The organism is Flavobacterium azizsancarii, assembly GCF_027980145.1.
GTDB classification, from domain to species: domain Bacteria; phylum Bacteroidota; class Bacteroidia; order Flavobacteriales; family Flavobacteriaceae; genus Flavobacterium; species Flavobacterium azizsancarii.
The window spans coordinates 1-23734 of sequence record NZ_JAMZNK010000002.1; the positions used below are offsets into that span (position 1 = coordinate 1).

General features: G+C 34.0%; 22 protein-coding genes. 13 read left to right on the forward strand and 9 right to left on the reverse strand.

All coding sequences use genetic code 11. The features are described from left to right. Nucleotides 1–140 precede the first annotated feature (140 nt). On the reverse strand, nucleotides 141–1058 hold the full coding sequence (locus NJT12_RS01270) for a DsbA family protein (RefSeq protein ID WP_271334115.1): 918 nt from the start codon (nucleotides 1056–1058) through the stop codon (nucleotides 141–143). A 165-nt stretch (nucleotides 1059–1223) separates the two neighbouring features. Between NJT12_RS01270 and NJT12_RS01275 the strand changes: the two genes are divergently transcribed. From NJT12_RS01275 to NJT12_RS01300, 6 genes are all read left to right on the forward strand, one after another. Next, nucleotides 1224–1574 (forward strand): winged helix-turn-helix transcriptional regulator, encoded by a 351-nt coding sequence (locus NJT12_RS01275; RefSeq protein WP_271334116.1) that lies wholly within the window; start codon nucleotides 1224–1226, stop codon nucleotides 1572–1574. A 13-nt stretch (nucleotides 1575–1587) separates the two neighbouring features. Further along, on the forward strand, nucleotides 1588–1974 hold the full coding sequence (locus NJT12_RS01280) for a hypothetical protein (protein WP_271334117.1): 387 nt from the start codon (nucleotides 1588–1590) through the stop codon (nucleotides 1972–1974). 67 nt (nucleotides 1975–2041) lie between these two features. Continuing rightward, entirely contained in the window at nucleotides 2042–2458 is a 417-nt protein-coding gene (locus NJT12_RS01285) for a hypothetical protein (protein WP_271334118.1), read from the forward strand. Nucleotides 2459–2475: 17 nt separating this feature from the next. Beyond that, on the forward strand, nucleotides 2476–3189 hold the full coding sequence (locus NJT12_RS01290; RefSeq protein WP_271334119.1) for a YARHG domain-containing protein: 714 nt from the start codon (nucleotides 2476–2478) through the stop codon (nucleotides 3187–3189). Nucleotides 3190–3446: 257 nt separating this feature from the next. Next, on the forward strand, nucleotides 3447–3935 hold the full coding sequence (locus tag NJT12_RS01295) for a TlpA family protein disulfide reductase (RefSeq protein ID WP_271334120.1): 489 nt from the start codon (nucleotides 3447–3449) through the stop codon (nucleotides 3933–3935). A gap of 3 nt (nucleotides 3936–3938) precedes the next feature. Beyond that, nucleotides 3939–4553, forward strand: coding sequence for a thioredoxin family protein (locus NJT12_RS01300; protein WP_271334121.1), 615 nt, complete (start codon nucleotides 3939–3941; stop codon nucleotides 4551–4553). A 311-nt stretch (nucleotides 4554–4864) separates the two neighbouring features. Here NJT12_RS01300 and NJT12_RS01305 read toward each other — a convergent pair whose 3' ends face one another. Genes NJT12_RS01305 through NJT12_RS01315 form a run of 3 tightly spaced genes read right to left on the reverse strand, consistent with a single transcriptional unit; the run spans nucleotide 4865 to nucleotide 6954 of the window. Then, nucleotides 4865–5158, reverse strand: coding sequence for a DUF3861 domain-containing protein (locus tag NJT12_RS01305; protein ID WP_271334122.1), 294 nt, complete (start codon nucleotides 5156–5158; stop codon nucleotides 4865–4867). Nucleotides 5159–5176: 18 nt separating this feature from the next. Further along, entirely contained in the window at nucleotides 5177–5908 is a 732-nt protein-coding gene (locus NJT12_RS01310) for a LytR/AlgR family response regulator transcription factor (protein WP_271334123.1), read from the reverse strand. Further along, complete coding sequence (locus tag NJT12_RS01315; protein ID WP_271334124.1) at nucleotides 5905–6954, reverse strand: sensor histidine kinase; 1050 nt, start codon at nucleotides 6952–6954, stop codon at nucleotides 5905–5907. Before NJT12_RS01315 ends, NJT12_RS01310 begins: the two co-directional genes overlap by 4 nt. Nucleotides 6955–7218: 264 nt before the next feature. On the opposite strand from NJT12_RS01315, the gene NJT12_RS01320 reads away from it, so the two are divergent. From NJT12_RS01320 to NJT12_RS01335, 4 genes are all read left to right on the forward strand, one after another. Next, nucleotides 7219–8379: an efflux RND transporter periplasmic adaptor subunit gene (locus tag NJT12_RS01320; RefSeq protein ID WP_271334125.1), complete on the forward strand. Its 1161-nt coding sequence runs from the start codon at nucleotides 7219–7221 to the stop codon at nucleotides 8377–8379. A 6-nt stretch (nucleotides 8380–8385) separates the two neighbouring features. Further along, a complete protein-coding gene (locus NJT12_RS01325) occupies nucleotides 8386–11553 on the forward strand; it encodes an efflux RND transporter permease subunit (protein ID WP_271334126.1) in 3168 nt (1055 codons plus the stop codon). Nucleotides 11554–11571: 18 nt separating this feature from the next. Beyond that, nucleotides 11572–12975 carry an efflux transporter outer membrane subunit gene (locus NJT12_RS01330; RefSeq protein ID WP_271334127.1) on the forward strand — a complete coding sequence of 468 codons (1404 nt, stop codon included), beginning with the start codon at nucleotides 11572–11574 and terminating at the stop codon, nucleotides 12973–12975. Nucleotides 12976–13163: 188 nt separating this feature from the next. Then, entirely contained in the window at nucleotides 13164–13664 is a 501-nt protein-coding gene (locus tag NJT12_RS01335; protein WP_271334128.1) for a hypothetical protein, read from the forward strand. Between the two features lie 132 nt (nucleotides 13665–13796). On the opposite strand, the gene NJT12_RS01340 is transcribed toward NJT12_RS01335, so the two are convergent. Then, nucleotides 13797–14543, reverse strand: a complete 747-nt coding sequence (locus NJT12_RS01340) for an NUDIX hydrolase (protein ID WP_271334129.1) — start codon at nucleotides 14541–14543, stop codon at nucleotides 13797–13799. A 308-nt stretch (nucleotides 14544–14851) separates the two neighbouring features. Here NJT12_RS01340 and NJT12_RS01345 point away from each other — a divergent pair, with 308 nt between their 5' ends. Together NJT12_RS01345 and NJT12_RS01350 are read left to right on the forward strand one after the other, a co-directional pair. Continuing rightward, nucleotides 14852–17302 (forward strand): glycoside hydrolase family 3 N-terminal domain-containing protein, encoded by a 2451-nt coding sequence (locus tag NJT12_RS01345; RefSeq protein ID WP_271334130.1) that lies wholly within the window; start codon nucleotides 14852–14854, stop codon nucleotides 17300–17302. Nucleotides 17303–17501: 199 nt separating this feature from the next. Continuing rightward, the gene (locus NJT12_RS01350) at nucleotides 17502–18335 is read left to right on the forward strand and encodes a hypothetical protein (RefSeq protein WP_271334131.1); all 834 of its coding nucleotides are present in this window, start codon (nucleotides 17502–17504) and stop codon (nucleotides 18333–18335) included. A 79-nt stretch (nucleotides 18336–18414) separates the two neighbouring features. Here the strand turns inward: NJT12_RS01350 and NJT12_RS01355 are convergent, their stop codons facing one another. Beyond that, a complete protein-coding gene (locus tag NJT12_RS01355) occupies nucleotides 18415–19287 on the reverse strand; it encodes a LysR substrate-binding domain-containing protein (RefSeq protein ID WP_271334132.1) in 873 nt (290 codons plus the stop codon). Nucleotides 19288–19386: 99 nt separating this feature from the next. Here NJT12_RS01355 and NJT12_RS01360 point away from each other — a divergent pair, with 99 nt between their 5' ends. Continuing rightward, nucleotides 19387–20106, forward strand: coding sequence for an MBL fold metallo-hydrolase (locus NJT12_RS01360; RefSeq protein WP_271334133.1), 720 nt, complete (start codon nucleotides 19387–19389; stop codon nucleotides 20104–20106). A 556-nt stretch (nucleotides 20107–20662) separates the two neighbouring features. Here NJT12_RS01360 and fucP read toward each other — a convergent pair. The 3 genes from fucP to NJT12_RS01375 form a co-directional block, all read right to left on the reverse strand. Continuing rightward, nucleotides 20663–21964, reverse strand: coding sequence for an L-fucose:H+ symporter permease (fucP, locus tag NJT12_RS01365; protein ID WP_271334134.1), 1302 nt, complete (start codon nucleotides 21962–21964; stop codon nucleotides 20663–20665). Between the two features lie 89 nt (nucleotides 21965–22053). Next, complete coding sequence (locus NJT12_RS01370) at nucleotides 22054–22500, reverse strand: MaoC/PaaZ C-terminal domain-containing protein (protein ID WP_271334135.1); 447 nt, start codon at nucleotides 22498–22500, stop codon at nucleotides 22054–22056. Nucleotides 22501–22575: 75 nt separating this feature from the next. Beyond that, a complete protein-coding gene (locus NJT12_RS01375; RefSeq protein WP_271334136.1) occupies nucleotides 22576–23643 on the reverse strand; it encodes a Gfo/Idh/MocA family protein in 1068 nt (355 codons plus the stop codon). Nucleotides 23644–23734 lie beyond the last annotated feature (91 nt).

Consider the following 23734-nt stretch of genomic DNA (forward strand, 5'->3'; position numbering starts at 1 on the left):
TTATAAAACGAAAAACGCTTATAACGGATATTTTTAAATCCTGTTATAAGCGTTTTTTATTGTCTAAAAAATAAACCTGATCAAAAATAAGGGATGTTTTTCAGTGCCCTCGTGTGGTCTCCACGACTTTTAATTTTAGATTATTTTCTACTATAAAGAGAACCATTTCTGATAGATTGTTTATTCAGTTCTCCTTTTTCGAATAAATTTTCTAAAATAGTTATCGCCTCAGCATAAGTTTTATCCAGAATTACAGCATATTCTTTTGGAGTTAAAGTAGGATAAATTTCAAAAAGCGATAACGGATTTTGATCTTCAAATTGATTCTTTTTTGCATCTGGAAATAAAGACAATAAGGCGTTTTCATAAAAAGCATAAGGTTTAGAACCATAAACCGTTAACCGATTATTACTCCCATCATAAAAAAGCAAAGTAGGAAAGCCTCTTACGCCAAGTGTTTTTGCATAATTCAAATCTTCCTGAAATAGAATCTTCGCATTATTTTCGTAATCAATTTTTAATTTGTTCACATCAAGGCCGGTAAGTTGAGCGGCTTCTGCAATATTTTCCCATTTTGCAATATTTTTCTTTTCCAGATACAGTTTCTCACGAAGAATTCTCATAAATAAGACCGCCTTATCCTTGCTCTGCATTTGCGCTGCTTTCATCGCAATACAAGACGGATAAGAAGAATCAAGAGGATCTTCAATCCACACATTTCCGTCAATTGGCATCTCATAATGCAAACTTGCTTCATCCCAATGATGGGCAACATCTGACGGTTTGCTTATCCCGCCACTGTTATAAGACCAATCAGGCAATAAACCACCCATTCGATAATCAATATCAATATATTTACCATATTCTAGTTTTAGTTTTCTTAGTTGTGGCTCAATCCCCCAGCATGACGAACAAATAGGATCTGTGTAATAGACTATTTTTACAGGTTTATTGTCTGTTTTAATAGAGACACTTTTACTTAATTTTTCATCGCCAGGCATTTCGCATGTTCCGGTGACAGGATCGCATAATAACAGATTAGTTTTGTTTTCGTTCATTTTTGAAGTTATTTGCGATTGACAGCTTAAACCGAAAATCAGAATTAATAATAGTAACAACCTTTTCATAAATAACTGTTTTAAATTTACGCTTAGGTTTTAATTTTTATAATTTTACTGCAAAGTTCGCTCATCTTTAATCATAAGTCAATTAGTCTAAAAAATATGACTACAGAAAATAAATTAGAAAAAGAAAATGAATGTCCTGCAGAAGGACTTCTAAAATTGCTGTCCGGAAAATGGAAACCACAGATTTTTTTATTGGCAGTAAGCGGACCTTTACGTTTCAACGGACTTTTAAGAGATATTAAAGGGGCTAATAAACAATCTATAGCAGTTGCACTTCGTGAACTTGAGGATTTTGAAATTTTAGATAAAAATATTATCAAACTGAAACCGCTTCACATCGAATATAATTTATCTGAAAAAGGGAAATCGTTGATTCCTGTTTTTAGGCAATTGGAGTTTTTCTCTGAGCAACAAAATATTAAGTGTGAAACTCAAACAGAACATTAAACAATAAAAAATCATGAAAAAACTATTTTTAGTGATGTTATTGCTTTTGCAGATTGCTACAATCTTCGGGCAAAACCAAAATCAAGATCCTTCTTCAAAAAAAATTATTGGAACCTGGTATGTTGATGCAAACCGAAATACAAAATGGATTTTCAGTCAGGATGGAAAAGTTTATAACTATGACAAGGATATTTTTAAGGTAATGTATCGTTATACAGTTTCGCACAACTGTGGAAACAGTTCAGATGATACTATTGAATTTATTACTTTAATGGGCAAAGATGGAAATGAATTTTGTTTTAGAATTAATAGTATCAATGAGAATAAAAACGGCATTTTGTCTCTTACTAAAATGGATAATATGGAATCTCTGAAGTTTGTTAACAACCTAAAAACCTGATTCGTAAAAATTTTTAAAATACCTTATGTATAACAAAATTAAGTTATCATTCTTAATGACTCTGTTTTTGGCAATACTTAGTTCCTGTACGCAAAAAAGTGTGAATCCGATTTCCTCCATTTCATATAGTATCGAAAATGGAGGTAAAGGCGCTGCAAGTTCAAGTATTACGATTTCAAAAGATTCAACAAAATATGTATGGGCCAATTATAAGGAAACAAAGACACGCTCAGAAGCAACTTTACCCAAAACATGGAATAAAATAGTAGGTATTATAAATCTGGAAGATTTTGACCAAATTAGTAGTAGCGAACGCCGTATTCAATATGATGGTTCGGATATTGTAATTGTCATAAATGATGATAAGGAACATAAACTTATTAATGGCGAGCAGGATTCAATACATTATAGTAAAATTAAACCTTTAAAAAAAATGATAGAACAGGAGCATAAAAGGTTAGATTCTTTAGCGTTGCGTCTTTAATTTATTAATTGAGAAGAATGAGACAACTACAAATAGTACTTGCAATATTAGTATTTTCCAGTACGGCACAGGCACAGTTAATTAAAAATTGTGCCACCTGTTTATCTAAAAACATCAAACCAGAACAAATCGAAAACCTAAGTATTGATGAATTGCGTTTTCTCTCAAATGATTTGTATGCCAGAAAAGGATATAGATTCAAAACGGGAGATATAGATAGTTATTATTCTAATATGAACTGGTATAGGTCTTTAGATAACAATGACAAAATTGTATTGATCACTATTGAGAAGCAAAATATACAAATGTTTCAGCAAAAAATCGCTGCACTTAAAGCAGAACGGGACAAGTTAATAAATGAGCTTAAAGCATTTAAATCGTTTGTACTTTCTAATGATAAAACGATCCTTAAGAATAGATATTCGTTCTCTACCCAAAACGAACAATACAAGAATATAACCGAAGCCTTGACAAAGATAAATCTTGAAGATATGAACTGGTCGAAAAATAGAGGTTTGTATTCAGTAACTATCGATAACGGAGATTATGTTATGGCGTATGAATTAAAAATTGATAAAAATAATATAACGATACAATACAGCAGTAGAGGAGGTACCGAAATTGGCGAATCCATATATCCGAGCGAATTTAGTGATGAATACTCTTTCTGGTGGGAATTTGAGTGGCAAAAAGATAAACTTAAATTTATAAAGATGAATGTGGCAGGATAGAACTCTGTAATGTCGTAAAATCATAAGATTTACATGAAATCTAGATGATTAGATAATCAAAAAAATAGAAGATTAACAACAGAATATTCTGAATTTCTGATAATGTGAATTTGTAATTGGCAGCAAAAAGAAGCTATACTAAAAAATAAGCTTCGTGTCTTAGCGCCTTAATGGCTAAATTTAAATGCATTAAACTTTTATTAACAAAAAGTAACTTGTCATTAAATTATATTTGTAAGGCAAAATTAATTTTAGCAATGACGAATATGAAAATCCACGCTTTTAAAATATGTACTTTATTATTCTTTGCTTTTTCGATAGCAGGATACAGTCAAAATGTAAAGTTGCTAAACATTGATCAGCTCAACGAAAGGATAAAAAACGGAAAAGACAGTACTTATGTTGTCAATTTTTGGGCAACGTGGTGTGCACCATGTATTAAGGAATTACCTCATTTTGAAAAAGTGGGCGCGGAATATAAATCAGAAAAACTGGCTGTGTTATTAGTCAGTGTTGATTTTAAATCAAAATTAAATTCGGCAGTAATTCCCTTTGTGAAGAGAAAAAACATGAAAAGCGAAGTTTTTCTGTTAAACGAAAGCAGTCCTCAGGAATATATTGACCGAATCGACAAAAACTGGTCAGGAAGTATTCCGGCAACACTCTTCATCAAAGGAGATAAAAGAAAATTTGTTGAAACTGAATTTACCTACGAACAATTATTAACTGAATATAAAAAACTATAAATTATGCAAAAGTTCATTACTACAGTCACGGTACTAGTATTTAGTATCTTATTTGCTCAGGCACAAACTGCGACATTAAAAGCAGGGCAAACAGCACCGGATTTCAAATTAAAAAATGTTGATGGTAAAGAAGTATCTTTTGAAAGTTACCCAAAAGCCAAAGGATTTATTGTTGTTTTTACTTGTAACACTTGTCCTTATGCAGTGGCTTACGAACAAAGAATAATTGAGCTAGATAAAAAATTCAAGTCACAAGGATATCCTGTAATTGCGATTAACCCGAATGATCCGGAAGCTTCGAAAGCAGATTCTTTTGATAAAATGCAAAAATTAGCAAAAGATAAAAAATATCCGTTCCCTTACTTATTCGATCAGGGACAAGTAGTAACAGACCAATACGGAGCAAAACATACGCCGCATCTTTATATTGTTTCTAAAACAGCTAAAGGAAATATTGTAGAGTATGTGGGAGCAATCGATAATGATCCTGAAGGAACTAAAACAGAAAAAATAAAATATGCTGAAGATGTGATTGCATCATTAAAAAGCAATCAGAAACCAGCTATTACCGAAACAAAAGAAATTGGTTGTACCGTAAAAAGAAAAGCAAAAGCTTAAGTTGTATTCCTTTTTCAATAGTAAAAAATGCCTCAATATATGAGGCATTTTTTATTATACAATGTTTTGTCATTTCGATCGAAGAGAGAAATCACAGAAGTAACTCGACAAAGATTATCGATTTTCTTTACAGGAATTAATTGTTTTGTCATTTCGATCGAAGAGAGAAATCGCACAAGTAACTCAACAAAGATTATCGATTTTCTTTACAGAATTTATAATGTGATTTCTCTCTTCGATAATGATTAAGATTATGTTTATGAGCACAGAAAAATTCTCATTCGACTAAATGACAAGATCACGTTTATTCATTACAAACTTTTCAGCTTTTTCATAAAAACAGGAAAAACTTCATTCAGTTCATCAAAAAGTGGGTTTTTACGATGCTTTAATTTCACTTCACTAAATAGTTTTAATCCAAGTGCAAATTGAGTTGCATCATTAGGATCTTCAAAAATATTTTTATCTTTTATTTTTTCTATAATACTGAAAACTTCGTCATGATTGTCAAATTGTATTCCAAGTTCTTTTGCCGGCTCAGTTTCGCCGTTTGCGTATTCTTTTAAACTTAACGTAAGATAATATTTGTTTGATCTTTTTTCCATGTTACTTTAATATTATAATTATTTCAACCATTTTTCTACAATGGTTTTAAAAGTCTCTTTATACTGTTCACCAACAGTTATTTCGGTTTTATTAACGAATATTGAATTTTTACTTATCGAATTTATTTTTTCTAATGCAACAATAAAAGAACGGTTGATTCTCATGAACTTTGATGCAGGTAATTTTTCTTCCAGCGCTTTTAGAGAGATTAAGGACATTACTGATTTTTGCGAATCTTCGAGATGCACTTTTACATAATCTTTCAGGCTTTCGATATATAAAATATCTTTCAAAGAAATCCTGACCCATTGATATTCTACCTTCAAAAAGATAAATTCATCATCTGCCGTTATAGACTGAAAGTGATTAGATGCTTCTTCAGACATTTGCAGGACTTTATTAGCCGCACGCAAAAACTCTTCGTAACTAAACGGTTTTAGAAGATAATCTACGGCATTTACTTTATAACCTTCAATAGCATAATGATTATAGGCTGTCGTAAAGATAATTTTGGGCAATGGTCCCGGCTGTTCCTGTAAAAGTCGGGCAAGTTCCATACCCGTTAAATTGGGCATATTAATGTCTAAAAAAACAATGTCCGGTTGCTGCTCTCGTATTAAACTCATAGCTTCAACGGCATTATCACAACTGCAGGCTAATTCTAAAAAAGGAGTTTGTTCTATAAAAGTCTCCACAAGTCTCAATGCGAGTGGTTCATCATCTACTGCTATACATTTTAATACAATCATTGTTCTAAAGTTATTTGCAGATTTACTCTGTATTTGCCATTTTGATCGACACCGCAGGTCAAAATGTGTTTATGAGGATAGATTAAGTGCAATCTTCGTTTGGTGTTTGTTAATCCAATTCCGCCTTGATCCGTAGTAGAAGTTTTCTCAAAGAAAGTGTTTTCCACTTCAAATTCAAGATTAGTTTCATTTTGTCTCAGTTTAATATGTATTTCACTCTTATCAGTAGCATGTACGCCATGTTTAAAAGCATTTTCGACTAAAGGCAATAACAACATAGGAACAATTGGATAATCGATTATTTTTTCCGGAATGTCTGTCGTTATGGTTAATTTACTATTGGCGCGAAGCTTCATCAAAGCTATAAAATCTTTCATAAAATCTGCTTCTTTTAATAAAGTAGTTCTTTCGCCTTCTGTACTATAAAGCAAATATCGCATCATACGGCTCAAGGTGTGTAGTGCACCACGAGAATCTTCGATATTGGTATAAGTAAGTGAATAAATACTGTTAAGCGAATTAAAGAAAAAGTGAGGATTGATCTGCGCCTTTAGCATAGCAAGTTCAGCCATTGTTTTATCCTGTTCCAGTTTTTGCTTGTGTTGAGCTGCTTTTTGCCAATGATGCAACATCGCCCAACTGGTGCTAATACCTAAAACTAAGAGACTAATTGTGAAAACATAGTTGTCAAAATAATCATTTCTATATTTTTTAAAACCTAAAATTTCCGCCAGTTTACTATGCAAATCAGTATTGTAATTGTAGATATAAGCGATAAACTGCATGGCAAAAATGATAAAAAGTGCCCATAACAAAAACGGACTTATGTTATCTCTTATAATTGTTCTTGGAACTATAAGCTGTGCATTAGAATAAAAAATAACAATCATAAAAAACAGCACAATAGATTGCCATAACCAGAAGATTGTTGGCAGCACAATATTCCATGTTAAAGGTATGTAAAACAGTAGGGTAAACCCTAATAATAACCAGGCAAGGATATGTAATCCGGTGAATATGTATGGTTTAAAAAAGGTTGGAGACATTTTATTTTTGGATTTTATGACAATATTACACTATATTTATAAAAGATATAAAAGCAATCGGCAAAAATAGAATCAGAACCTTTAAAAACCAATTTAGAGCCGATGAGTTTATTTGTACGTGCCTAATTGCAATGGATTAACTTCTATCGGTTCTCACGTTATATCTATCGATTATCTCTAGGGCTTCGTCTATTGGTAATTTTTTGTTTGTAATATTTTAGTTCTTTTGTTTCTATATAAATTGATAATTACACATTTTTCACAATGAATAAGCAATCCTTTTTAAGCATTCTCGCAGCATCTGTTATTATCGCATCGTGTGGTAATAAAAATGACAAATCAGCTCAGGCTGGAGGTGCACCACAAGTTAAAGAGTACAAAACTGTGACTTTACAGCCACAATCAGCAACATTATATACAGACTATCCTGCAAGTATTCAGGGACAGGAAAATATAGAAATCCGCCCAAGAGTAGAAGGCTATATTGATAAGATATTTGTTGATGAAGGTGCTGTTGTAAAAGCAGGTCAGCCATTATTTAAAATCAGTGCTCCTGAATATGAACAACAAGTTCGTACTGCAGCGGCAAGTATAAAAAGTGCTCAGGCAGATTTAAGCGCAGCAAAATTAGCTGTAAATAAAGTAAAACCGCTTGTAGAGAAAGGAATTATCAGTAAATATGATCTTGAATCAGCACAGTATACATATGAATCTGCTGTGGCTACGCTTGCACAGGCAAATGCAGCTTTAGTAAATGCTAAAGTTAATTTAGGATATACTACAGTAATAAGTCCAGTTAATGGTGTTGTGGGGTCAATCCCGTTTCGTTTAGGAAGTTTAGTGAGTTCTAACACAGCTGATCCGTTAACAACAGTTTCGAGTATTGGCAACGTTTACGCGTATTTTGCCATGAATGAAAAAGTACTTTTGGAGTTTACCAAAAACACTCCCGGAACGACATTAGCAGAAAAAATCAAAAAATTACCGGAAGTTTTATTAGTACTTTCAGATGGTTCAACTTATCCTGAAAAAGGGCGTATTGAAACCGTAAATGGATTAATTAATACAGAAACAGGTTCGGTTAATATTAGAGCTCGTTTCGCAAATCCAAAAGGAATTATTAGAAGTGGAAGCAGCACAACGATAAGAATTCCGAATGAAGTAAAAGACGGAATATTAATTCCGCAGAGTGCTACATTTGAATTGCAGGATAAAATGTTTGCAGTTACAGTAGGGAAAGACGGTAAAACGAAAAATGTCAATATTACCGTGATGGACAATACAGCCAAAACTTATTATGTAGTAAAAAGTGGTTTAAAAGCAGGAGATCAAATCGTATTAGAAGGAGTAGCTTCTCTAAAAGACGGAAGCGAAATTAAAATTGACAATCAGAATCCAGAAACGGTTTACGCTGACTTAAAATAAAAAAAAATGTTTAAAATATTCATACAAAGACCTGTACTTTCGACAGTAATATCTGTTATTATTGTCATTTTAGGTGTTTTAGGCCTCGTTGAGCTGCCTATTTCTCAGTATCCCGATATTGCTCCGCCTACAGTAAACGTAGCAGCAAGTTATACAGGTGCAAATGCAGATGTTGTACTAAAAAGTATCGTAATTCCGCTTGAAGAACAAATTAACGGTGTAGAAAACATGACTTACATGACTTCTACAGCAACGAATGATGGAAATGCTTCTATTAAAATTTTCTTTAAAGTAGGAACAAATCCAGATTTAGCGGCGGTAAACGTTCAGAACAGAGTTTCCAGAGCAACAAGTTTATTGCCTGTAGAGGTAACTCAGGCTGGTGTAACAGTAACAAAGAGTCAGAGTAGTAACTTATTGATTTTCTCTTTATATAGTGATGATCCGGCTTATGATCAGACCTTTCTTCAAAATTATGCTAAGATTAACCTTGTTCCTCAAATTCAGCGTGTAGTTGGGGTAGGAGATGTAACCGTTTTTGGTGCAAAAGATTATTCTATGAGAATCTGGTTAAAACCAGACATCATGCAACAATACAAACTGATTCCAAGTGATATTTCGGCTGTTTTAGCAGAGCAAAACATAGAAGCTGCACCTGGTAAATTTGGTGAAAATGGAGATCAGGCATTTCAATATGTAATAAAATATAAAGGTCGTTTAACCAGTTCACAGGAATTTGGAGACATTGTTATCAAGTCTGTTGGTAACGGACAAATGTTGCGATTAAAAGATGTTGCTAAAGTTGAGTTAGGATCTTTGAGTTATTCCTCAACAATTAAAACAAACGGTGTAGAATCTGCGGCAATGGCAATTAGCCAGACTCCCGGATCAAATGCACGTGATGTAATCAACAACTCTAAAGCACTTATTGAAGACGCTGCCAAGAACTTCCCAAAAGGAGTAAAATATACTATTCTTGTTGACGTTAATGAAAACTTGGATGCTTCTATCGAAAAAGTAATCCATACTTTGGTCGAAGCCTTTATCCTGGTTTTTATCGTAGTATTTATTTTTCTTCAAGATTTTAGATCAACATTAATTCCGGCTATCGCAGTTCCGGTAGCGATCGTAGGAACGTTCTTCTTCCTGAATTTATTCGGATTTACAATCAACTTATTAACGCTTTTCGCGATGGTTCTTGCCATTGGTATTGTGGTCGATGATGCCATTGTCGTCGTCGAGGCGGTGCATGCTAAACTGGATCACGGTTATAAATCTTCTAAAAAAGCAACCATTGATGCAATGGATGAAATTTCCGGAGCAATTATATCCATCACACTGGTAATGTCTGCCGTATTTATTCCGGTTACTTTCATTACAGGTTCTACCGGGGTTTTCTATAAACAATTTGGTATTACATTAGCCGTGGCGATTATACTTTCGGCGATTAATGCATTGACTTTAAGTCCGGCATTGTGTGCTTTGCTTTTAAAGCCACACGCTGATGATCACAAACATAAAAGTTTTATTCAAAGATTTTATACATCGTTTAACGTTGCATTTGATAATGTTACGGGCAAATACAAACGTTCGGTTCAATTTCTTTCAGTAAAAAAATGGATCGTATTGGCGGCGATTATAATTGCAGGTTCAGCGTTATTTTATATGATGAAAACCACACCGTCAGCTTTCGTTCCTGCGGAAGATCAAGGAGTTGTTTTTGCTAATATTAGTTTACCGCCATCAGCTTCTATGGAACGTTCTGATGTAATAGCGAAAAAAGTAGACAGTATTGCACATACCATTCCCGGGGTAAAAAACACACTACGTATTGTAGGACAAAACTTTACAGCCGGAGCGGGAAGCGCATACAGTATGGTAATTGTAAGACTTGAAACATGGGAAAAACGTGATTTAAGTGTAAATGATGTAATTGGTCAGCTTTTTGCCAAAACTAGTGGTATTCGTGAAGCCAATATATTCTTTATCTCACCACCAACAATTTCAGGATTTGGACAAAGTGGTGGATTCGAATTTCAGTTGCAGGACAAAGGTGGTCATACGACAGCAGAATTCTTTAAAGTAAATCAGGATTTTTTAGAAAAATTATCAAAACGTCCTGAAATACAATATGCAACAACACCTTTTAATCCAGGTTTCCCTCAATATATGATGGATATTAATTTGGCAAAAGCAAAAGATGCAGGAGTTTCTATTAATACGATTTTGTCTACGATGCAGGGTTATTATGGAGGTTTGTATGCTTCGAATTTTAATAAATTTGGAAAACAATATCGTGTTATGATTCAGGCTTCGCCGGAATTCCGTACCAATACAGAAGGACTAAACAAGATTTTTGTTCGAAATGTAGCAGGAAATATGGCACCAATTACTGAGTTTGTAAAAATGACCAGAGTATTTGGACCGGAATCAATTTCAAGGTTTAACCTTTTCTCTTCTATTTCGATTACAGGAGCACCAAATCCTGGTTTTAGTTCAGGAGATGCAATTAAAGCCATTCAGGAAGTTGCTGCACAAGAGCTGCCTACAGGTTATGGTTATGAGTTCTCCGGTTTAACACGTGAGGAATTAGCATCAGGAAGTGAAACTGTTTTTATCTTTATCTTATGTCTTGTCTTTGTTTACTTCTTGTTAAGTGCACAATATGAGAGTTATATTTTACCATTTGCAGTATTATTATCCATTCCGTTTGGTTTAGCAGGAGCTTATTTGTTCTCGATTATATTCAAATTAAACAGTAACATTTATTTACAGATTTCCTTAATCATGTTGATTGGATTGTTGGCGAAGAACGGTATTTTGATTGTCGAATTTGCCTTGGAAAGAAGGCGTAAAGGAATGCCAATCGTACAAGCAGCAGTCGAAGGAGCCGTAGCACGTTTGCGACCAATCTTGATGACTTCTTTCGCCTTTATTTTAGGACTTGTTCCTTTAATGTTTGCGTCGGGAGCAGGAGCTGTAGGAAACAAATCAATTGGTACAGGAGCTGTCGGAGGTATGTTAATTGGAACAGTTTTAGGAGTATTTGTTATTCCGATATTGTTTATCATTTTCCAGACTTTACAGGAAAAAATTAGTGGTCCGGCAAGAGAGGGGTATGACGATGGAGATGATGACGAGGAAGTACAGCTAATCGAAGCTCATAAAGAGTAATAATTTAATTAAGAAAAAATGACTCATAGTACAAATAAATATATTCTAATGGTAGTCGCAGTCACACTTTTAAGTGGCTGCGTTGCTAAAAAGTACGAACGCCCCACAGCTATTTCTACAGATAAGTTGTATCGTGATCAGGTCTCTGCCGATTCGACTACGATTGCAAATATGCCTTGGCAGACAGTTTTTAAAGATCAAAAACTGAATGCTTTAATTCAAAAAGGATTAGATCAAAACCTGAATTTAAAGAATGCGATCGAAAATATTGTTCAGGCACGTGCGACCTTGCGTCAAACGAAACTGGCGTATTATCCAACTCTGGATTTTGATGCAAATGCAACACGCAATAAGCAGTCTAAAGCAGCATTAAACTTTCCGGCAGGAATTAATATCAATACACTCACAACGACCTATAAATTAGGTTTAAGTACCTCGTGGGAAGCTGATATTTGGGGAAAATTAAGTAGTTCTAAAAGAGCAGCTTTAGCAACGTATCTTTCTACAGATGCAGCCAAACAAGCGGTTCAGACACAATTGATATCAGATATTGCAAATAATTATTTTTTATTACTTTCTTATGACAGGCAATTAGAAATTACAAAAGCAACGTTAGAAAGCCGTATTAAAAATGTTGAAGTTATAAAAGCTTTAAAAGAAGGAGCAATTGTTACAGGAGCGTCTGTTGTACAAAGTGAGGCCAACCAGCATGCAGCAGAAGTTTTGATCCCCGATTTGAAAAGAAGTATTCGTGAAACTGAAAATGCGCTTAATATTTTATTAGGACAAGCTTCAGGACCAATTGAAAGAGGAACCATAGGAGATCAGGTAATTCCTGAAAAACTTGCGATAGGTTTACCAGCTCAATTGTTAGAAAACCGTCCGGATGTTCGTCAGGCTGAATTTGATTTCAGAACCGCTTTTGAGACTACTAATCTGGCTAAAACTTATTTTTATCCAAGTTTAACACTTACAGCAAGTGGTGGTTTGTCGACTTTGCAATTAAGGAATTTCTTCGATCAGTCTATTTTTTATTCTATAATAGGAGGATTAACTCAGCCTATCTTTAATCAGGGACTTAATAAAGCCAGATTGACAAACGCACAATCAAGACAAGTGCAGGCTTTTAATAATTTCCAACAAAGTCTTTTGGTTGCAGGTCAGGAAGTTTCTAATGCCATGTATGCGTATGAAATGGCGGTAGCCAAAGAAGATTCCAGAGAGAAACAAATCGAAGCTTTAGAGAAAGCCGTTGATTATACACAACAGCTTTTAGAATATAGTTCTTCTACTAATTATACAGATGTATTAACATCAGAACAAAACCTTTTAGCAGCTCAATTGAGCGGTGTAAATGATAATTTACAGAAATTACAAGCTGTAGTTGATTTATACCGAGCTTTAGGGGGAGGATGGAAATAAACAAATTAATTAATTGGTTTAGAGGGCTGTATGAAATTTTTATACAGCCTTTTTTATTTTAACTTTTTATCGGTTGTGAGTTACTATTCGTCGATTGGTTTTGCCCTTTCGTATAATCAATAGGATAAAGGCTAATAAATGGCATTACTTTCGCTTTGTTTCAAATCAAATAACTTAATACTACAAAAATGAAAAAATTAGGAATCGCACTAATACTTTTGATGAGTGTTTTTGCACATGCGCAAGTTTCGATCAATGTAAATATTGGTACACCGCCAAATTGGGGCCCGCAAGGTTATGACAATAGCAGATATTACTATTTACCGGATATTGATGTTTATTATGATGTAAACCAAAGTCAGTTTATTTATGATAATAACGGTAAATGGATTAGAGAGAACAGATTGCCTTCAAGATACAGAAATTATGATCTATATGGAGGTTATAAAGTAGTGGTTAATGATTATAAGGGAGATGCTCCATATACATATCATAAAAAACACAGAAACAATTATCCAAAAGGTTATCAGGGACCTCCTCAAAAAAATAGAGGGAATAAACCGGATAAGAGTAATAAACAAAATAACAGTCAGAAAAATTATAACGGGAATTCAAAAAATAATAATTCAAATCACGGTAAAGGAAATTCTAATAAAGATCAGAATCATTCGCATGATAATCACCATTAATTAAAATATGAATAAACAAAAACGCCTCAAATTACGAGGCGTTTTTGTTTTACAATAATGTACTTTATATTGAGGTCTTTACAATTGCTGAACTGCATTTGTTTAAACCTGTTATCTTGTAATAATCTTATTTTACCAGTTTCCTTTTAGGCCTTCTTTTAAGGCAACATCATATTTATCTAAATCAAAACGATATAAATCCGGAGCTTTATGAGCGCCTCCTTTTCTGGATTCATCCAGTTTAGTTAAAATATCATATCTTAGTATTTTACGATAAAAATTACCTCGATTTAGTTTTTTGCTCAAAATAGCTTCATATAATTTTTGAAGTTCCGGCATCGTAAATTTCTCAGGCAAAAGATTGTACCCAATTGGATGATTGTTTAATTGTTCGCGTAAGGTAAGCAATGCTTTATCGAAAATTGTTCTGTGATCCATCATAAACGGAGGTAAATCTTCGATAGATTTCCACTCACAAGCCGAAGAATACTCATCGACGATCAGATTGACTTTTGAATGTTCTGCTAAAGCGTAGTAACCTATCGAAACAAAACGTTGCTTGTACCATAAATTATCATCATATTTTTCAAACGCACTTTCAGAGCGATTTAAATTTCCAAAAGTATAAAATTGCTGCAGATAGATATTTTCCGTTCCCGTTCTGTCTTTCAGGATACGAATTGCAGCATCATCGACATTTTCTTCTTTTTGAACATAACCACCCGGAAGCCCCCATAGATCCTGATCTTTCATCTTAACGGTTAAAACCTGAAGAGTAGTTTCATGAAAACTAAAAATAACACAATCAATAGAAAGTGTCGGAATGTATGTTTTCCACGATTCTTCAGATTGTTTTTCAAGTATTTTTTTAAATTCCATTGCATTGATTTATTTTCAAATTTACAGTTTTTGTAAACTATAAATCAAATTAAAAAATCTAAACTTCCTTTTTAACAAAAAAAAGGAATAAATCTATAAAGTACTTTTCTGTTGTCGTTCTTAATGATAAACCGTAATTATTGGGAATGACTCATTTTTAGATATTTATAATTGAGATGAACGAAATTTTAAGCTGATTTATTTGTTGATGTAAAAAAAAGTGTTTAATATTGCTTCTATATGAAGCAATGAAATATCACCAGTAAAAGCTTTACTATTTTTTCCAAAACAATTTAATATTTCTAACTATGAAACCAAGCTTTACCAAAACTGCCAGAGTATCACTTTTGACTGCTTTAGTACTTTCAAATTTATCATGGAAAACCATTCCAAACGATGAAAACAACCCACCGCTTTTAACCATTAAGGGATTTACATTTGTTGATTCTAACAGAAATGGGAAATTAGACATTTGGGAAGACACACGCCTTTCTGTTGATCAGCGAATTGATTCAATTATCAAACAAATGACCAATGCCGAAAAGGTAGAACTGCTTATAGGAACAGGAATGCCCGGAATAGAAGTTTTGACAGGTCCTGTTGGAGATTCTAAGCAAGGTTTGGTTCCCGGAGCTGCCGGAGGAACGGCTTCTTTTGAGCGATTTGGAATTCCTGCGACTGTTGTTGCTGATGGACCTGCAGGTTTAAGAATTGAACCGACAAGAGAAAATGATTCAAAAACGTATTATGCAACCGCATTTCCTGTAGGTACAGCTTTGGCATCGACCTGGAATAAAACGCTTTTAGAAGAGGTTGGAAAAGCAATGGGTAATGAGGTAAAAGAATATGGCGTTGACGTTTTATTAGCACCGGCACTGAACATTCAAAGAAATCCTTTGAACGGAAGAAATTTCGAATACTATTCTGAAGATCCTTTGATTTCTGGAAAAACGGCGGCGGCAATAGTAAACGGAATTCAGTCGCAAGGCGTAGGAACTTCGATCAAACACTTTGCAGTTAATAATGAAGAAACCAACCGATTAACAATCAATGCGCACGTTTCTGAAAGAGCTATTCGAGAGATATATTTAAAAGGTTTTGAAATCACGGTAAAAGAATCTCAGCCCTGGACGGTAATGTCCTCCTACAACAAATTGAATGGCACTTATACTTCTGAACGTAAAGATTTGCTAACCCAGGTTTTGAGAAACGAATGGGGCTTTAAAGGAATTGTGATGACGGACTGGTTTGGAGGTTTTGCAGGTTTTGAATCGATACAGAATGGTTCAAGTTCTGATGTAGTACAACAAATGATCGCCGGAAACGATCTTTTGATGCCAGGAATTCCAGTTCAGAAAAAAGCATTATTAGAAGCTTTGAACTCGGGAAAAATATCTCAGGAAGTGGCCAATACAAATGCAAAAAGAATTTTAGAATATATTTTTCGCACACCAACTTTCACAAAATATAAATACAGCGATAAACCGAACTTGACTAAGAATGCCGAGGTAACAAGAAATGCTGCGGCAGAAGGAATGGTTTTGCTTAAAAACACAAATAAAGCATTGCCTTTTGCTGAAAAACAAAAAGAAGTTTCTTTATTTGGTGTTACTTCTTATGCCTGGATTACAGGCGGAACAGGAAGCGGAAGTGTGAATAATAAACATACAGTTTCGCTTTTAGAAGGTTTGAATGCTGCGGGTTATAAATTAGACAAAGAAGTGGTTGATTTATACACACCTCACGCAGAAAAAGAACTTGTTGCTGAAAAAGAGCGAAGAAAAATAAAAGGAATTTTGGCTTTGCCTGAAAGACTTCCTGAAATGAAAATGGACGATGCTTTTATTGCTAAAAAAGCAGCAAGTTCTGAAATCGCTTTTGTGACTTTAGGGAGAAACTCCGGAGAAGGAGGAGACAGAGTTGTGGACAATGATTTTAATCTCGCAAATGAAGAAATTGAAATGCTGGATAAAATTTCAAAAGCTTTTCATGCAAAAGGAAAAAAAGTAGTGGTTATTTTAAATATAGGCGGTGTAATCGAAACAGCTTCATGGAAAGATAAAGTAGATGCTATTTTGTTAGCCTGGCAGCCAGGTCAGGAAGGCGGACACTCTGTTGCAGATGTAGTTTCGGGGAAAATAAATCCATCCGGAAAACTTACTATGACTTTCCCAGTGAAATATTCTGATACACCTTCAGCTAAAAACTTCCCGGGATTTCCTGCTAATAATCCAAAAGAAGTGACGTATGAAGAAGGAGTTTATGTTGGGTATCGTTATTATAATACTTTTAATGTCAAACCATCTTATGAATTTGGCTTTGGAAGTTCGTATACTAATTTTGATTTTTCAGATGTGAAATTGAGTTCACCAACATTCAATGATAAATTAACGGTTTCAGTTACTGTAAAAAATACAGGAAAAACAGCCGGAAAAGAAGTAGTACAAATTTATCTTGCTGCACCATCAAAGTCTATTGATAAACCAAAAGAAGAATTGAAAGCTTTTGGTAAAACCAAAGAATTAAAACCGGGAGAAAGCGAAACACTAAAATTGACTTTATCTGCAAAAGATCTTGCTTCATTTTTAGAAAATAAAAGTGCCTGGATTGCAGAAGCCGGAACGTATAAAGTTTTGGTTGGAGCTTCGTCATTAGATATCAAAAAGACAGCAGAATTTTCAGTAGCAAAAGAAATTACGGTCGAAAAAGTAAAGAAAGCTTTTGAGTTAGATTCAAAGTTTACAGAACTTAAACCGTAAGTTTTAGTTAATCGTTGTTTGTAAAAAAGCCTTCCGGAACTCATGTTTTTGGAAGGTTTTTTTTTTTGTATTTTATATTGTTTTTTTTAATTATAGAAACATTTTTAAATTATTGTATGGAATATAAAACATCCTTATTACTAATCGATTATTGTTTATATTAGCTAAATGTCCAGAAATTAAATCAAAAAAAGGAAATATGAAATTATTTACAAGTGCATTTATTTTATTTATTGCTGCCATTACCAATATCAATGCGCAATTTGTAGGCAGTTATTCTCTTAAAGATGGAGGAGTAGATATTCAGAGTTCCAGTTTATTTGTTTTACCGGACCATACCTTTATTGTATTTTATGCCGGCGGAACTCCGCTACAAGGAAATTGGACGGAAGAGTCAAAGGATAAGATCAAATTAGAAATTAATACGGAGAACAAATCAATTTTTAGTGTGTATGCAATTAAGGGTAATCCGACCAATAAAAATGTTCAATTTAGTCCTTCAGGTCAAATAAATCTTTATGTTTCTGTTTCAAAAAATAAATTAAAACAACCCGTTTACCAGCCTTTGTTTGATGAAAAGTGGGGTTGTTTAGATCGGGATTTCGAAACAAATATTGCGGACAAAAAGGCTGAATTAAAGTTAGTTTCTCCGGAAATAGCAATTGATTTTTCAGATAATATAAAATATCCGGTTGCGTCAAATGTCTACACTTTTCAATTATCAGACAAGTTTTCGAACTATAGAATCTTTATTGATCCAAATGTAAAAGCCCCGTTTAAAATTGAAATTATAAAACAAAACGAAAAATATATCATTCAGGACACAAAGGGAGGGAAACCAATTGTAACGGATCGGGATGATATTGCAGAGGAGATGATTACAAAAATAAAGGCTGCCTTGATGCCCTGGCAAATTAATGATCTTATGAGAAAAGGGGTAGAAGTTGAGATGCTAAATCCTGTAAAAGTCGAAAAAACAGAATTTAATAAACCAACAGAAAAACCTTTGTTTATTGCAAAGTGTGAACAATAAACGATCTAAAACCGATGCTGTAAATAGGTTAGGAGAGGCTTTATTCTTTTAATAAATTTGTTGAAGATTTTTTCATACCTTAAACTAACGATTTTAAAATATCCAAAAACACCTTTACCGCTTTCTTTTCGTATACTTCTTTTATAGAAATTAGCATAGCAGTTCGTGTCATATTCTTACCCTCAATTGGAATACATACTATCTCTTTTTCATTTTTAATCGTAGTCTGGGTAAGAATCGTGTACCATTTACCGCTTTTCACGAGTTCTAATAAAGTAGGAATGTCATTGATTTCGATAGCGACTTTTGGATGCAGATTGTTTTTATTAAAAGCATCATTAATAAATTGAGTTGTGCTATACCCTTTGGCGGGAAGCGCAAGAGAGAGTTTGCTAATTTCTTTTAAAGATATCGATTTCCTGCTTTTTAAATCTGAATTTGTTGAAGTTACGAGCGTCATTGGAGACGTAAAAAGAGTTTGATACTTAAAATGATTTTCGGTAAGAATCTCTTCAAAAGTAAGAATGATATCCAATTCAAAATGGTTTAATTTTTCTATTAATTCCTTAGAAGTTCCAAAAACAATTTCGAATTCGATTTTAGGATATTGATCATTGAATTTAACGAGGGTTTGAGTCACGATATCCCGTAATGCATAGGTAACGCCAATCGCAATTTTTCCGGTATTCAGGTTGTTCAGGTCTTTTAATAACTGAAGACCTTCATTTGCTTTACTCGTGCTTTGCAAGGCATAAACAGAGAATAATTCTCCGGCTTCTGTTAATGTAATTCGTTTTCCTATTCGGTTAAAAAGTGGAATTTGTAATTCGTCTTCAAGTTGTTTAATTTGTTGCGATAAAGTACTTTGGCTAATATTTAAACTATTAGCCGCTTCAGTAAAGTTGAGCAATTCTTTTGCTTTTAGAAAATATCTAAGTTGTCTGAGTTCCATTTTTGTAAATCGGTTTTATCGATTGATGCTATCGAAAAATAAGGTTTTACAAATATAGAAATTCTTTAGACCTTTGTAACAAATAATGATTGTAGTAAAATGAAAATAATACCATTACAAGAAGGGAATTACGTTGTAAACAAGGATAAGGAGTTTAAACTTATTAATGAGTTCCCGTCAGATTCAGGACTTAAAATGGCAATTCAGCCTTTTTTGGTTGTTACTGAAAATGATTATATCCTTTTAGATCTGGGGTTAGGAGTGAATAAAAACGGAAAACCTTTGATTCATCATTTACTGGAAAGTCATAACATTCTGCCCGAACAAATTACAAAAGTCCTGATTTCGCATTTCCATAAAGATCATATCGAAGGAATTGGTTATTTTGACGGAGAAACTTTTATTCAAAATTTTCCAGATGCAACCATTTATCTGCAAAAAAGAGAGCTTGAATTTGCTCTCGAACAACAACATCCCTCTTATAATTTAAGTATATTAAATCAAATAAAACAATTTTCTAATGTTGAAATGCTGCAATACGATAAAGGGCAAATAACGGACGAAATTTTCTATAAAGTTTCTGCCGGACATTCACCATTTCATCAGGTTTTCTGGATTAGGGAAAACAATGAGATTACTTTTTACGGCGCTGATGATTTGCCACAAGAAGCTTATTTAAAACTTCATGTTGCTTACAAAACAGATTACAATGGTAAACGTGCTATGGAATCGAGAAAAAAATGGGAACAGGAAGCCAAAGAACAGCATTGGAAAGTGCTTTTGTATCATGATATGAAAGTGCCGGTGTTGGAGTTTTAGTTTTGTAGAGTATAGAGTATAGAGTATAGAGTATAGAGTATAGAGTATAGAGTATAGAGTATAGAGTATAGAGTATAGAGTATAGAGTATAGAGTATAGAGTATAGAGTATAGAGTATAGAATAAAGAGTATAGAATAAAGAGTATAGAATAAAGAGTATAGAATAAAGAGTATAGAATAAAGAGTATAGAATAAAGAATAAAGAATAAAGAATAAAGAGTATAGAGTATAGAAGAAAGAGGATAAATTTAGAGTGGATTGAAGAATAAATAAACGCGTTTATTGCACATCGCTATGTGAATTAATATAAAGTGAAACGCCTTTTTTAAGAAAAGGAAATCTATGTTTCTATGTGTTTAAAAAAAAACTCCACTAATCAAACATTTGTATGATTTTGAAGAAGATTATTACAAACGTATTCAGATACAATTTCAATTTAAAAAGGGGGAAATTGTTACGGGATACATTTATGCTTTAAGCCAGTAAAACTGCAAATAGAAGTAAAATTGACAAAGGTTTGAATCAGATGTTTTTGATTCAAACCTTTTTTATAAAATTATTTCAAAGCTTTTACTTTATGTCCGTAGATTCCAAATGATAGAATGATAACAAAACACAACAAGGGAATAATATATCCGGATTGAATATCATCATGTTTCATATCGATTAGAGTTCCCATTCCGTATGGCAGGATTGCTCCGCCAACAATCGACATTACTAACCATGAAGAACCTGTTTCTGTATTTGATTTTAAGCCCACAATACCCAAAGAGAATATCGTTGGAAACATAATCGACATAAAGAATCCGATTCCGCCAAGCGCATAAATTACATATATTCCTGTTCCGTAAATGGCTACCATACACAATAAAATACTGCAAACGCAATAGATCGAAAGCAAGACATAATCTTTAACGAATTTTAGAAAGAATGTCCCAATAAAACGTCCTGCCATAAACAGAAAACCATAAATACCAAGGTAATATCCCGCTGTTTTTTCGTCTAATCCTGCGCCTTGCTGCGCAATTCTAATAAAGAAACTTGTGATACAAACTTGTGCTCCAACATAGAAAAACTGAGCTACAACTGCCCAGCTTAAATGACGAAATTTTAATACAGAGAAGAATCCCGGTTTTACTTCAACCTCTGCATGTTGTGCTTTCATCGAAGGCAAATGCATGAAATAGAATAAGATTGCCACCAAAACAAGTACAGTTCCCAAAATAATATAAGGTAACTTTACAGATGAAGCTTCTTCTAATAAATAAGCAGCCTTTGTTGCATCTGGCATTGCAGCCATTTGTTCCGGTGTATGATTGGTTCCCGAAAGAATAAATAAAGAACCCACAATTGGTGCGACCATCGCAGCCAAACCATTAAAAGAAGCTGCTAAGTTCAATCGTTTTGATGAGGATTCCGGAGGTCCTAAAATCGCAGCATACGGATTTGCGCTGGTTTCCAGAATAGTTAGCCCGCAGCCAATTACAAATAAAGCAAACAAAAACAATTCGTAAGTTCTGGTGTTTGCTGCAGGAACAAATAGAAAAGCGCCTGCCGCGAAAACCAATAAGCCGGTAATAATACTGTTTTTGTAACCAAAGCGTTTGATTAACATTCCGGCAGGAATTGCCATAATAAAATAGGCGAAAAATACTGCCGTATCAATCAAAGTCGATTGACGATTGTTTAATTCACAAGCCTTTTTTAAGTGCGGAATTAAAATAGAATCCAGATTGTGAGCCATTCCCCAAAGGAAAAATAAACTTGTAATTAATATAAAAGGCAAAAGGTATTTTGTTCCTGTTCCTTTTTCTGTAGCGACTTCGTGTTGGTCGCCAGTTTGGTTGGTTATTTGCATAGTTTTTTTTAGTTAATAGGTTCAAAGAGGCAAGAGACAGAGGTCCAAAGGTTTTCGTTTTATATTCAAAGTATAGAAACCTTTCTACCTCATAAAATATTTTTTTTCACCAATAATAGGTGATCACAAACGAGAACGACTTCACCTTTTTGATTGAGAATTTCTACGTGTTCAGTTACAGTTCCCATATCCGGTTTTTTGGCTTCGCCTTTTTCTGAGATCGTGATTTCAGAATGGATGGTATCGCCAATGTGCACAGGTTTTACAAATCGCATTCTGTCATATCCTTTAGAAAAAGCTTCCGGATTAATTTCAGATGCGGTCAGGCCAATGCCAATGCTAAAAACCATAGTTCCGTGCGCGATACGTTGACCAAAAGGTTGTGTTTTGCACCATTCCTCATCCATATGATGCGGGAAAAAGTCGCCTGTATGACCCGCGTGAACCACAAAATCGGTTTCGGTAATCGTTCTGCCAAAAGTGACGCGTTTATCGCCAATGTGATAATCTTCGAAAAATGTTGATTTGAAATACATATATTTTTTGTTTGAAAGTTTCAAAGTGATAAAGTCAAAAGTCAATCACTTTTGATTTTATGACTTTCGATTAATTTATAATTCGCTAAGAGCAACCCCTCCATTTTTGTTACTGATATAACAGGCTTCAACTACCTTCATCGTGTCGAGAACATCCTGAACACTGGTTAAAAGTTTAGTATCAGAACCTTCTTTAAAACGCATTAGGTTGGACATTGTTCCTATGAAAGCTTCGGGAAACCACGAACCCTCGAGTTCGATTTTTTTCCATTCGTATTGCCCTTTTTCGTTTGCTAAAGCATATTCAAATTCATCAGGCAAACCATCGGGATAATTCATTAATAATCCCATTTTAGCTTTTATCGCACCTTTTGTTCCTTCCCATTTGATGTAGCTTTCCTCATGTTTAGGGCCAAAATGATGATCGTGATTTGTATTAATCACAACATGTTTGTCTTCTCCATAATCTAAAATGATGGTAGAACGAGAAGAGGATAGTTTTTTTAGCGGATGTTTGGCCGTTTTTGCCATGACACTCTTCGGATTTCCCAAAAACGATCTGATGCAATCGATATAGTGAACACTATGAAAAAGAATTTCTAATCTGGGATGTTCCTTAATCAGCGGAAACAACTCCCAAGGTGTGTTTACAGTAACTTTAAATTCAAAATCATACAAGTCGCCAATAATTCCTTCGTTGATTAAATGTCTTGCAGTGCTTACGAATGACGCAAAACGCAATTGAAAATTAATTGCCGCGACCAGATTTTTTCGTTCGCAAACCGCAACAATTTCACGTGCCTGAGCGAGATCATTTCCCATAGGTTTCTGAATCAAAACTGCAGCGCCATCAGGTAATTGTTCTAATATTTCGATGTATTGATCAGGCAGGACTGTAATGTCATAAACAGCATTTGATGGCGCGTTTTTAACTGCATCAGCTACATTTTCAAAAACATGGCTAATCTTAAATTGTTTCGCCAGATCATGCGCTTTAGAAATCGTTCTGTTGGTAATACCAAAAACAGTAAAACCGGCCATTTCATAAGCAGGTAAATGCGCATCTTTAACGATTCCGCTTGCTCCGATGATGATAATCGGTTGGTTCGTTTCAGGTAATTTTGGTTGATATGGAATATTCATAATTTTTAATTTAAAGGTTCTAAGCTGCTAAGGGACTGAGTTGCTAAGATTTTAGCATCCTTGTTAACCTTTGTCAAAGTTGTAGCAACGT

Excerpts from the sequence above, each read along its gene's own strand:
- NJT12_RS01270 (WP_271334115.1), bottom strand. The coding sequence starts at position 1,058 with ATGAACGAAAACAAAACTAATCTGTTATTATGCGATCCTGTCACCGGA.
- NJT12_RS01275 (WP_271334116.1), top strand. The coding sequence starts at position 1,224 with ATGACTACAGAAAATAAATTAGAAAAAGAAAATGAATGTCCTGCAGAA.
- NJT12_RS01280 (WP_271334117.1), top strand. The coding sequence starts at position 1,588 with ATGAAAAAACTATTTTTAGTGATGTTATTGCTTTTGCAGATTGCTACA.
- NJT12_RS01290 (WP_271334119.1), top strand. The coding sequence starts at position 2,476 with ATGAGACAACTACAAATAGTACTTGCAATATTAGTATTTTCCAGTACG.
- NJT12_RS01295 (WP_271334120.1), top strand. The coding sequence starts at position 3,447 with ATGACGAATATGAAAATCCACGCTTTTAAAATATGTACTTTATTATTC.
- NJT12_RS01300 (WP_271334121.1), top strand. The coding sequence starts at position 3,939 with ATGCAAAAGTTCATTACTACAGTCACGGTACTAGTATTTAGTATCTTA.
- NJT12_RS01305 (WP_271334122.1), bottom strand. The coding sequence starts at position 5,158 with ATGGAAAAAAGATCAAACAAATATTATCTTACGTTAAGTTTAAAAGAA.
- NJT12_RS01310 (WP_271334123.1), bottom strand. The coding sequence starts at position 5,908 with ATGATTGTATTAAAATGTATAGCAGTAGATGATGAACCACTCGCATTG.
- NJT12_RS01315 (WP_271334124.1), bottom strand. The coding sequence starts at position 6,954 with ATGTCTCCAACCTTTTTTAAACCATACATATTCACCGGATTACATATC.
- NJT12_RS01320 (WP_271334125.1), top strand. The coding sequence starts at position 7,219 with ATGAATAAGCAATCCTTTTTAAGCATTCTCGCAGCATCTGTTATTATC.
- NJT12_RS01325 (WP_271334126.1), top strand. The coding sequence starts at position 8,386 with ATGTTTAAAATATTCATACAAAGACCTGTACTTTCGACAGTAATATCT.
- NJT12_RS01330 (WP_271334127.1), top strand. The coding sequence starts at position 11,572 with ATGACTCATAGTACAAATAAATATATTCTAATGGTAGTCGCAGTCACA.
- NJT12_RS01335 (WP_271334128.1), top strand. The coding sequence starts at position 13,164 with ATGAAAAAATTAGGAATCGCACTAATACTTTTGATGAGTGTTTTTGCA.
- NJT12_RS01340 (WP_271334129.1), bottom strand. The coding sequence starts at position 14,543 with ATGGAATTTAAAAAAATACTTGAAAAACAATCTGAAGAATCGTGGAAA.
- NJT12_RS01345 (WP_271334130.1), top strand. The coding sequence starts at position 14,852 with ATGAAACCAAGCTTTACCAAAACTGCCAGAGTATCACTTTTGACTGCT.
- NJT12_RS01350 (WP_271334131.1), top strand. The coding sequence starts at position 17,502 with ATGAAATTATTTACAAGTGCATTTATTTTATTTATTGCTGCCATTACC.
- NJT12_RS01355 (WP_271334132.1), bottom strand. The coding sequence starts at position 19,287 with ATGGAACTCAGACAACTTAGATATTTTCTAAAAGCAAAAGAATTGCTC.
- NJT12_RS01360 (WP_271334133.1), top strand. The coding sequence starts at position 19,387 with ATGAAAATAATACCATTACAAGAAGGGAATTACGTTGTAAACAAGGAT.
- fucP (WP_271334134.1), bottom strand. The coding sequence starts at position 21,964 with ATGCAAATAACCAACCAAACTGGCGACCAACACGAAGTCGCTACAGAA.
- NJT12_RS01370 (WP_271334135.1), bottom strand. The coding sequence starts at position 22,500 with ATGTATTTCAAATCAACATTTTTCGAAGATTATCACATTGGCGATAAA.
- NJT12_RS01375 (WP_271334136.1), bottom strand. The coding sequence starts at position 23,643 with ATGAATATTCCATATCAACCAAAATTACCTGAAACGAACCAACCGATT.